This is a genomic window from Streptosporangium minutum, assembly GCF_002149035.1.
GTDB lineage: Bacteria > Actinomycetota > Actinomycetes > Streptosporangiales > Streptosporangiaceae > Streptosporangium > Streptosporangium minutum.
Genome location: NZ_NGFP01000029.1, coordinates 42,766 through 52,216, shown reverse-complemented (window position 1 = coordinate 52,216; position 9,451 = coordinate 42,766). Strand labels below are relative to the sequence as shown.

At 70.1% G+C, this 9,451-nt stretch carries 8 protein-coding genes; 2 read left to right on the top strand and 6 right to left on the bottom strand.

Features of this window, described 5'->3' with window-relative positions; translation table 11 throughout:
- On the bottom strand, positions 1 to 3,158 hold a 3,158-nt coding region (locus CA984_RS09320; RefSeq protein WP_242675832.1), incomplete at its 3' end, for a S41 family peptidase.
- Positions 3,159 to 3,224: 66 nt separating this feature from the next.
- Between CA984_RS09320 and CA984_RS09315 the strand changes: the two genes are divergently transcribed.
- Both CA984_RS09315 and CA984_RS09310 read left to right on the top strand, forming a co-directional pair.
- A complete protein-coding gene (locus CA984_RS09315; RefSeq protein WP_086570282.1) occupies positions 3,225 to 3,815 on the top strand; it encodes a cob(I)yrinic acid a,c-diamide adenosyltransferase in 591 nt (196 codons plus the stop codon).
- Between the two features lie 34 nt (positions 3,816 to 3,849).
- Entirely contained in the window at positions 3,850 to 4,398 is a 549-nt protein-coding gene (locus tag CA984_RS09310; RefSeq protein ID WP_086570280.1) for a flavoprotein, read from the top strand.
- A gap of 144 nt (positions 4,399 to 4,542) precedes the next feature.
- Here the strand turns inward: CA984_RS09310 and CA984_RS09305 are convergent, their stop codons facing one another.
- From CA984_RS09305 to atpA, 5 genes are all read right to left on the bottom strand, one after another.
- Positions 4,543 to 4,953, bottom strand: a complete 411-nt coding sequence (locus CA984_RS09305) for a DUF2550 domain-containing protein (RefSeq protein WP_086570278.1) — start codon at positions 4,951 to 4,953, stop codon at positions 4,543 to 4,545.
- Between the two features lie 41 nt (positions 4,954 to 4,994).
- Positions 4,995 to 5,402 (bottom strand): F0F1 ATP synthase subunit epsilon, encoded by a 408-nt coding sequence (locus CA984_RS09300; protein ID WP_012888408.1) that lies wholly within the window; start codon positions 5,400 to 5,402, stop codon positions 4,995 to 4,997.
- A 65-nt stretch (positions 5,403 to 5,467) separates the two neighbouring features.
- Positions 5,468 to 6,895, bottom strand: coding sequence for a F0F1 ATP synthase subunit beta (gene atpD, locus CA984_RS09295; protein ID WP_086570276.1), 1,428 nt, complete (start codon positions 6,893 to 6,895; stop codon positions 5,468 to 5,470).
- Position 6,896: 1 nt separating this feature from the next.
- Positions 6,897 to 7,796, bottom strand: a complete 900-nt coding sequence (locus CA984_RS09290; RefSeq protein WP_086570273.1) for a F0F1 ATP synthase subunit gamma — start codon at positions 7,794 to 7,796, stop codon at positions 6,897 to 6,899.
- A gap of 3 nt (positions 7,797 to 7,799) precedes the next feature.
- Positions 7,800 to 9,449 carry a F0F1 ATP synthase subunit alpha gene (gene atpA, locus CA984_RS09285; RefSeq protein ID WP_086570271.1) on the bottom strand — a complete coding sequence of 550 codons (1,650 nt, stop codon included), beginning with the start codon at positions 9,447 to 9,449 and terminating at the stop codon, positions 7,800 to 7,802.
- Positions 9,450 to 9,451: the final 2 nt, after the last annotated feature.

The following is a 9,451-nucleotide window of genomic DNA, read 5'->3' as shown; positions in this document are numbered from 1 at the left end:
GGCTGGCCATCATGCATGAGGGTCTCATCCACACCTACGGGACGGTCGAGGAGGTGGTGGCCGGCTCCGGCGACACCATCGCCTTCCGGCTCCCCGGCACCGCCTGGTCCTTCGGCGACCTGCCCGCCCCGGMCGGCGGCCCAGTCATCGGGGGTGATGTCCACCTCGACGTCCGGGTCGACGCCGTAGTTCTCCACGCCCCAGCCGAGCCCCTCGAACCAGAACGAGTACCGGGGCACCGTGATGTGCGACCCGTCGACCAGGCGGTGACCGCCCTCGATGCCGATGACGCCGCCCCAGGTGCGGGTGCCGACCACCGGCCCGAGCTTGTGGATCTTGAATGCGGCGGTGACGATGTCACCGTCGGATCCGGCGTCCTGGTCGGTGACCGCGACCAGCGGGCCGCGCGGAGCGTCCTCGGGGTAGGTGATCGGCGTCATGCCCCGGGGCAGGTCCCAGGCGATGACCCGGCGGATCAGCTTCTCGATGACGAGCTCGGAGGTGTGGCCGCCCCGGTTGCCCCGGACGTCCACGACGAGCGCCTCGAAGGTCATCTCCCTGCGCAGGTCGCGGTGGAACTGCGCCCAGCCCTCGGCGACCATGTCCGGGATGTGCAGATAGCCGACCCGGCCGCCGCCGAGATCGCGGACATGCGCCCGGCGCCCGGCCACCCAGTCCTGGTAACGCAGGCGGCGGTCGTCGCGGAGCGGCGTGACGACCACCCTCCGCCCACCGCCCAGGGTCAGCTCGACCGCCTTGTCCGCCGCGCCGACCAGCAGCGAGGCCGGGCCCTGCGGCGGCACCGGGCGGCCGTCGACCGCCAGCAGCGTCTCCCCCGGCTGGATCCCCGCTCCGGGCACGGCCAGCGGCGAGCGGGCGTGCACGTCGGAGGACTCGCCGGGCAGCACCCGGTCCACCTGCCAGCGGCCGTCGCCGTTCCAGGACAGGTCGGCGCCGAGCAGGCCGACCGAGTCGGACGCGGGGTGTCCCCAGGGGGCGGCGTCGACGTAGGCGTGCGAGCTGCCCAGCTCCCCGAGCACCTCCCAGAGCAGGTCGGCGAAGTCGTCGGCGGTCGCGACCCGCTCCACCAGCGGCCGGTACTCCTCCAGCACGGCGTCCCAGTCGACGTCCGCCATGTCCTCGACCCAGAAGTCGGCCCGCATCCGGCGGCCCATCTGGGTGTAGGCGTGCCTCCACTGGGCCTGCGGGTCGGCGGTGACGCGGATCCGCGACAGGTCGACGGCCGCGTCGTCCCCGCCGTTCTTGCCGGTCACCGGGCGGACGGTGAGCGCGCCCTTGTCACGGACGACGAGCTGGGTGCCGTCACCGCTCACCCAGTACCGGTCGAGCTTGTCGACCACTTCCTCGCACTTGCGCTTGGCCAGGTCGTAACGGTCCAGCGCGGGCTGGGGAGGCTCGCCCCCCACCTGGTCGCGGTCCTCGCCGAGCTCCCCGGCCAGCGGCTCGCGCAGCCAGACGAACCCGCCCTTGACCGCGCGGAGCGCCGAGTAGCGCCCCTCGGGCACCGGCACCTGCACGACCCTGGCGGCGATGCCGTCCAGGTCGACGGTTATCGCGGCGTCGTCCTTGCGCTTCTTCTTGTCGTCGTCGTCGGGTTCGCCGACGGCCCGGCCGTCGGAGCTGGGCGCGAACGGCGACGGGGTCGCCGCGGCCAGCGGCACCAGGTAGGGGCGGTAGCCGAACGGGAAGGACATGTCGAAGGAGTGCGCGTCGTAGACCGGGTCGAAGCCGCGCCGCGACAGGAACGCCAGATAGTCCCCGGTGAAGGCGGGCGAGACGTCCACGAACCGGCCGTCGGTGACGTCGGTGACGACCCGGTCCACCACCCTGGCCAGCCGGATCCGGCGCAGCGGCGTGGCCTCCGGGTGCGACCAGGCAAGCCAGGCGGAGTCGGGTGACCAGGCCAGCCCCTCGATCTCACCGTTGGCGGCGGCGAGCTCGGTGACCTCGCCGGAGGCCACGTCCACCAGGAGCAGCCGCCCGTCCCTGGCGGCCACCGCGATCGCGTTCCCGTCGGGCGAGACGGCCAGGTCACCGACCTCGCCGAGCTTGCCCGCGGCGATCCTGCGGCTCTCCCCGCCACTGGCCGGCCCGATCTCCAGGCCCTGCCGCTCCCCGTCGTCGAAGACCCACACCACCCGGTCCGTACCGAGGATGCGGGGTTTCCCCGCCGACAGGCCGGTGCTGAGCTGCCGCGCCGGGCCGTCCCGGTGGGTGATCCAGTGCACCGAGCCCTGGATCTCCACCGCGCTGGCCCGCCCGGTCGCGTCCACGGCCAGATCGTGCAGCCTGCGGCCCGCGCTGACCTGGTACGGCTGCCGCCCCCGCAGCGGGGAGCCGAGCGTGACGTCGAGCTTGCGGGTCTCGGCGTCAAGGTCGTCCAGCAGGTAGAGGTCACCGGCGTTCTGGTAGACGATCCGGGTCCCGTCGGTGGTGGCGTGCCGGGCGTAGAAGACGTCGTGGTCGGTGTGCCGGCGCAGGCCGGTGCCGTCCAGCGCGCAGGAGTAGAGGTTGCCGACCCCCTCGTGGTCGGAGAGGAAGACCAGGCGGCCGCCGACGAGCATCGGGCTGGCGAAGTGGCCGTTCACCTCCGCCAGGAGCCGGGTGAAGTCGCCTCCCGCCCGCTGGACCCAGAGGCGCCCCGCCGTACCGCCCCGGTAGCGCTTCCAGGTGCCCGGATCACGGGCGAGGGAGGCCGTGAGCAGCGCCACCGCGTCGCCGGTGACCGACAGATCGGTGACGGGGCCGTACGGCAGCCGCTCGACCCGGCCGTCGCCCAGGGCGTAGGCCCAGCTCCGCGAGGCGAACGGCTGGCCGGTCGCGCTGATCGCGAGAACCCTGCCGTCCGGCGTCCAGCCGCGCGTGCGGGTCCGGCGGTCACCCCAGTAGGTCAGCCGCTCGGCGGAGCCGGATTCCAGATCGGCCAGGAACACCTCCGGGGCGCCGTCGCGGACGCTGGTCCAGGCGACCTTCGTGGCGTCCGGGGACAGATGGGGGTGGCCGGCGGGCGCCCGGTCCGAGGAGAGGCGCCAGGCCCGTCCTCCGGCCGCGGGAGCCGCCCAGACGTCGTCGTCGGCGACGAACGTCAGCGTCTCGCGGGAGATGTGAGGGAATCGCAGGTAAAAACCAGAAGCCATCGGTAAATCATATTGTCCACTATCGGGGCAATCTTGATGATTTTACTGACCGATACGCTGGGCTACATGACGAGAGCTGACAGGGACGAGCCGGTAGTGCTCTCCAAGATCTACACGCGGACCGGTGACGACGGCACGACCGCGCTCGGCGACATGAGCCGCACCCGCAAGACCGACCCCCGCCTGGCCGCGTACGCGGACGTGGAGGAGGCCAACGCGGCGATCGGCGTGGCCCTGGCCATGGGTTCCCTCGACGAGGACATCGCCGCGGTCCTCGCCCGGATCCAGAACGAGCTGTTCGACGTGGGCGCCGACCTGTGCACCCCGGTGGTGGAGGCCCCCGAGTTCCCGCCGCTGCGCGTCGAGCCCTCCTACGTCGAGTGGCTGGAGGCGCGGTGCGACGAGTTCAACGGACGGCTCAAGCCGCTGCGCAGCTTCATCCTGCCGGGCGGCACCCCGGCCGTCGCCCAGCTCCACGTGGCCAGGACGGTGACCCGGCGGGCCGAACGGACCACCTGGTCGGCCCTGGAGGCGCACGACGACGTCAACCCGCTGACCGCGAAGTACCTCAACCGGCTGAGCGACCTGATGTTCATTCTCTGCCGGGTCGCCGCCCACGGCGACGAGATCCTCTGGAAGCCCGGCGGCACCCGCTAGCCCGGGAAACTCCCCCAGAAACGCGAGGCCCCACATGGTCGACGGAAACCCGGTGCTGTACGTGATCGCGTGTGGCGGGCGTCCCGCGGGCGAGCTCGCCGGCTTCGTCACGCACGCGCAGGCCGGAGGCTGGACGGTGTGCGTGGTCACGACACCGTCGGGGACGAAGTTCATCGACGCCGCCCGGCTCGCCGAACTCACCGGTCACCCGGTCAGGAGCGACTACAAGCGGCCCGAGGAACCCGACGTCCTGCCGCCCGCCGACGCCATGGCGGTCGTCCCCGCGACGTTCAACACGACCAACAAGTGGGCGGCGGGCATCAGCGACACCCTGGCTCTCGGCCTGCTCAACGAGGCCCTCGGCCTCGGGCTGCCGATCGTCTCCGCCCCCTGGCCGAACGCGGCTCTGGCGCGCCACCCCGCTTTCGCCGGCAGCGTCGCCACCCTGCGGGAGTGGGGGGTGAAGGTCGTCCTCGATCTCGACCGGCTTCCCGCGCCGGACTCCGTCGCTCCGGAGTCCGGCGTGTTCCCCTGGGACGAGCTCCGCGAGGCGCTGGGCGACATCCGCCGCTCCCTGGACTGACGCCCGGGTGCGCGGGGCCCGGCGGCCCGCCAGCCCCGCAGCACCCCGTCTTCGCCGACGGACCCGCGCGGCCGCTCCCGGCCGGAGCGGGACCCACCCGGCGGCGGCGTCCGGCCGGGCGGAACGCGTGGTCTGCCGGGAAGGTCAGGAGACGTCGAGGTAGGCGCCGGGCGGGGCGGACTCCAGCCAGGCGACGAACCCCGTGAGGGCGCGATACCCCATGGCGAGCTCGAAAGCGCTCTGCCCGTTCCGGCACTCCAGCGCCGTCATGCCCTCGATGAACCCGTAGAACTCGCCGGACCCGATCCTGCGACGTCCGGAAACCACAAGGCCGCGCCTCACGATCACGTGGCGCGGCCTTGGAAGCAGACCTATGAGTGGAATCCAGTTGAGCTGGCCGTCGGCGTAGCGGGCTACCCCTACACGCCAGCCCCGTTCCTTCGACGTCGGGCGCAGGCAACACAGCACCGAGCCCCGGGAGCGGGTCAGGATCAGCACGCGGGAGGCAAGGAGGGCGACGAGAAGCGCCACCACGATGAGTACGTCCAGCACCATGCCTGCCGCCCCCAAAAAGCCGTACCGCTCAGAAGCAGAATTTATCCGACTTCCTCGCCGGCCGCGCGCAACCGGGCCCTGGCACGCTTGGCCGCGACGGCGGCGTCCGCGTCCTCCTGGTTGGCCTCGATCGAGGCCTGCGCGCGCTGAAGCGCGTCCTTCGCCGCGGCGACGTCGACCTCGGAGCCGAGCTCGGCCATTTCGGCCAGGATCGACACCTCGTCGTCGGCCACCGAGAGGAACCCTCCGTGGACCGCGGCGATGAGGTCGCTCTCGCCACCTCCACGCTTGACCGTCAGCACGCCGCCCTCGACGAGAACACCGAGCACGGGCGCATGCTTAGGCATGATACCGATCTCGCCGTCGATGGTCTTGGCAATCACCATGTCGGCCTCGCCGGACCAGATCTCACGCTCCGGCGAGACGACGCCTACTCGCAGCTTCGCCACGTTCTCTCCAGTTCCTTTCGAACCAGGCACCGGTACGGCTCACGCCGTACCGGTGCCGAAGGCGACTAGCGGGCGAGGTCCTTGGCCTTGGCGATGGCCTGCTCGATGCCACCGACCATGAAGAAGGCCTGCTCGGGCAGGTGGTCGTACTCGCCGGCGCACAGACCCTTGAACGAGGCGATCGTCTCGTCCAGCGGCACGAACTCACCCGGCTGGCCGGTGAACGCCTCGGCGGCGTACATCGGGTGGGAGAGGAAGCGCTCGATACGACGGGCCCGCTGGACGGTGACCTTGTCCTCTTCGGACAGCTCGTCGATACCGAGGATCGCGATGATGTCCTGCAGTTCCTTGTACTTCTGCAGGATCCGCTTGGTCTCCTGGGCGACGCGGTAGTGCTCCTCGCCCAGGATGAGCGGGTCGAGGATCCGCGAGGTGGAGTCGAGCGGGTCCACCGCGGGGTAGATGCCCTTCTCCGAGATCGGCCGGGACAGAACGGTCTGCGCGTCGAGGTGCGCGAACGCGTTGTGCGGGGCCGGGTCGGTGATGTCGTCCGCGGGGACGTAGATCGCCTGCATCGAGGTGATCGAGTGACCGCGGGTCGAGGTGATGCGCTCCTGGAGGACACCCATCTCGTCGGCCAGGGTCGGCTGGTAACCCACCGCGGACGGCATGCGGCCGAGCAGGGTGGAGACCTCGGAACCGGCCTGGGTGAACCGGAAGATGTTGTCGATGAACAGAAGCACGTCCTGCTTCTGCACGTCACGGAAGTACTCCGCCATCGTGAGGGCGGAGAGCGCGACGCGCAGACGCGTGCCCGGCGGCTCGTCCATCTGGCCGAAGACGAGCGCGGTGTCCTTGAGGACGCCGGCCTCGTCCATCTCCAGCCAGAGGTCGTTGCCCTCACGGGTACGCTCGCCGACGCCCGCGAACACCGAGGTGCCCGAGAACTTCAGCGCGACCCGGCGGATCATCTCCTGGATCAGAACGGTCTTGCCGACACCGGCGCCACCGAACAGACCGATCTTCCCACCCTTGACGTACGGGGTGAGCAGGTCGATGACCTTGATGCCGGTGGGCAGCATCTCGGTGCGCGACTCAAGGGTGTCGAAGGCGGGCGACGGGCGGTGGATGCCCCAGCGCTCCTCGATCTTGAGCGACGCGGTCGGCACGTCCAGCGACTCGCCGAGGGTGCTCCACACGTGGCCCTTGACGACGTCGCCGACCGGGACGGAGATGGCGGCGCCGCTGTCGGACACCGCCGCACCGCGGGTCAGGCCGTCGGTGGGCTGCATGGAGATGGCGCGGACCAGGTTGTCACCCAGGTGCTGGGCGACCTCCAGGGTCAGGGTCTTGGTCTCCTCGCCGAGGGTGACGTCGACCGTCAGCGCGTTGTAGATATCGGGCATCGCCTCGACGGGGAACTCCACGTCGACGACGGGACCGGTGACCCGCGCGACGCGGCCCACGCCGGTCTCAACAGTCTGTGCAGTCATTTCACTCTTTCCCCGCTGCGGCGTCAGCCAGCGCGTTCGCGCCACCGACGATCTCGCTGATTTCCTGGGTGATCTCGGCCTGGCGAGCCTGGTTCATCTGCATGGTGAACACGCGGATCAGCTCGTTGGCGTTGTCGGTCGCCGACTTCATGGCCCGGCGGCGCGAAGCGTGCTCCGAGGCCGCCGACTGGAGCAGCGCGCTGAAGATGCGCGACTCCACATAGCGCGGCAGCAGTGAGTCGAGCACGGCGCCGGCGCTGGGCTCGAACTCGAAGTACGGCAGCGGCGTGTCCGGCTTCTCGGAGGTCTCCTCGACCTCCAGCGGCAGGATACGCTTCACCGTTACCTCTTGGGTGAGCATGGACACGAACTCGGTGGAGACGATGTGGATCTCGTCCACGCCGTCCTCTGCCGAGAACGTCTGGATCAGCGTGTCCGCGATCTCCTTGGCGTTGGAGTAGGAGGGGCTGTCGGAGAACCCGTCCCACTGCCCGCCCATCTCGCGGCCACGGAAGGTGTGCCAGGTGATGCCCTTACGGCCCACCACGAAGGGGACGGGCTCGATGCCCTTCCCCCGCAGCAGGGAGCCGAGGGCCTCGGCCTCACGCAGGATGTTCGCGTTGAAGCCGCCGCAGAACCCGCGGTCGCTGGTGACGATGAGCACGGCCGCCTTGCTGGGCCGCTCCTTGGCCACGGTCAGCGGATGGTCGACGCTGCTGGTGTTGCTGACGACGCCCGTGACGGCGCGAGTGATCTCGCGCTCGTACGGCACGGCCGCCTGCATCCGCTGCTGCGCCTTCACGATGCGCGACGAAGCGATGAGCTCCTGGGCACGCGTGATCTTCGCCGTGGACCTGACCGACTTGATCCGCCGCCGCAGCAGTCTTAGCTGGGCACCCATCGGCTACTTCTTCTCAGCCGTACGGACGTGCTTGGTGATCTTCTCCTGGCCGACCTCGCCGGCGGCGAGCGCCGCGACCGGCTCTTCGTTGACCAGCAGCTCGCCCGAAGAGGTCTCGAAGGACTTCTTGAACTCGGTGATGGCGTCCTTGAGAGCGGTGACCGTGTCGTCCGACAGCTCCTTCGTCTCGCGGATGCTGTCGAAGATGCCCTTGCTCTCGCGCGAGAGGTAGTCGTGGAAGTCCGCCTCGAAGCGGCGGATGTCCTCGACCGGGACGTCGTCGAGCTCACCGGTGGTGCCCGCCCAGACCGACACGACCTGCTTCTCGACCGGGAGCGGGCTGTACTGGGCCTGCTTGAGCAGCTCGACCAGGCGCTGGCCGCGCTCCAGCTGGGCACGGGAGGCCGCGTCCAGGTCGGAGGCGAAGGAGGCGAAGGCCTCCAGGTCACGGAACTGCGACAGCGACAGGCGCAGCGTGCCGGCGACCTTGCGCATCGCCTTGACCTGCGCGGAGCCGCCGACTCGGGAGACGGAGACACCGACGTTGATGGCCGGACGCACACCCGAGTTGAACAGGTCGGTCTCGAGGAAGCACTGGCCGTCGGTGATGGAGATGACGTTGGTCGGGATGAACGCCGAGACGTCGTTGCCCTTCGTCTCGATGATCGGCAGACCGGTCATCGAGCCCGAGCCCATGTCCTTGGAGAGCTTCGCGCAGCGCTCCAGGAGACGGGAGTGCAAGTAGAAGACGTCACCGGGGAAGGCCTCACGGCCCGGCGGGCGGCGCAGCAGCAGCGAGACGGCGCGGTAGGCGTCGGCCTGCTTGGTCAGGTCGTCGAAGACGATGAGGACGTGCTTGCCCTGGTACATCCAGTGCTGGCCGATGGCCGAACCGGTATAGGGGGCGAGGTACTTGTAACCGGCCGGGTCGGACGCCGGGGCGGCGACGATGGTGGTGTACTCCATCGCGCCCGCCTCCTCAAGGCGGCCCTTGACCTGGGCGATCGTGGAACCCTTCTGACCGACCGCGACGTAGACGCAGCGAACCTGCTTGTCGGGGTCGCCGGAGAGCCAGTTCTCCCGCTGGTTGAGGATGGTGTCCACGGCGATGGCGGTCTTGCCGGTGCCACGGTCACCGATGATCAGCTGGCGCTGGCCGCGGCCGATCGGCGTCATGGCGTCGACCGCCTTGAGGCCGGTCTGCAGCGGCTCCTTCACCGGCTGGCGCTGGACCACGGACGGGGCCTGGAGCTCAAGGGCGCGCAGGCCCTCGGACTCGATGGCGCCCTTGCCGTCCATCGGAACGCCCAGAGGGTCGACCACACGGCCGAGGAAGGCGTCGCCGACCGGCACGGACAGAACCTCGCCCGTCCGGCGGACCGACTGGCCCTCTTCGATCTTGCTGAAGTCGCCCAGAACAACGACACCGATCTCCCGGACGTCCAGGTTCAGTGCCAGGCCACGCGTGCCGTCCTCGAACTCAAGCAGTTCGTTCGCCATCGCCGAGGGAAGGCCGGAGACATGGGCGATACCGTCGCCGCAGTCGACGACGGTCCCGATCTCCTCGCGCGCGGCGCCTTCCGGCTCGTACGCCTGGACGAAGCGCTCAAGCGCGTCCCGGATCTCGTCCGGCCGGATCGTAAGCTCCGCCATCT

Excerpts from the sequence above, each read along its gene's own strand:
- CA984_RS09290 (WP_086570273.1), bottom strand. The coding sequence starts at position 7,796 with ATGGGTGCCCAGCTAAGACTGCTGCGGCGGCGGATCAAGTCGGTCAGG.
- CA984_RS09305 (WP_086570278.1), bottom strand. The coding sequence starts at position 4,953 with ATGGTGCTGGACGTACTCATCGTGGTGGCGCTTCTCGTCGCCCTCCTT.
- CA984_RS09310 (WP_086570280.1), top strand. The coding sequence starts at position 3,850 with ATGGTCGACGGAAACCCGGTGCTGTACGTGATCGCGTGTGGCGGGCGT.
- atpA (WP_086570271.1), bottom strand. The coding sequence starts at position 9,449 with ATGGCGGAGCTTACGATCCGGCCGGACGAGATCCGGGACGCGCTTGAG.
- CA984_RS09315 (WP_086570282.1), top strand. The coding sequence starts at position 3,225 with ATGACGAGAGCTGACAGGGACGAGCCGGTAGTGCTCTCCAAGATCTAC.
- atpD (WP_086570276.1), bottom strand. The coding sequence starts at position 6,895 with ATGACTGCACAGACTGTTGAGACCGGCGTGGGCCGCGTCGCGCGGGTC.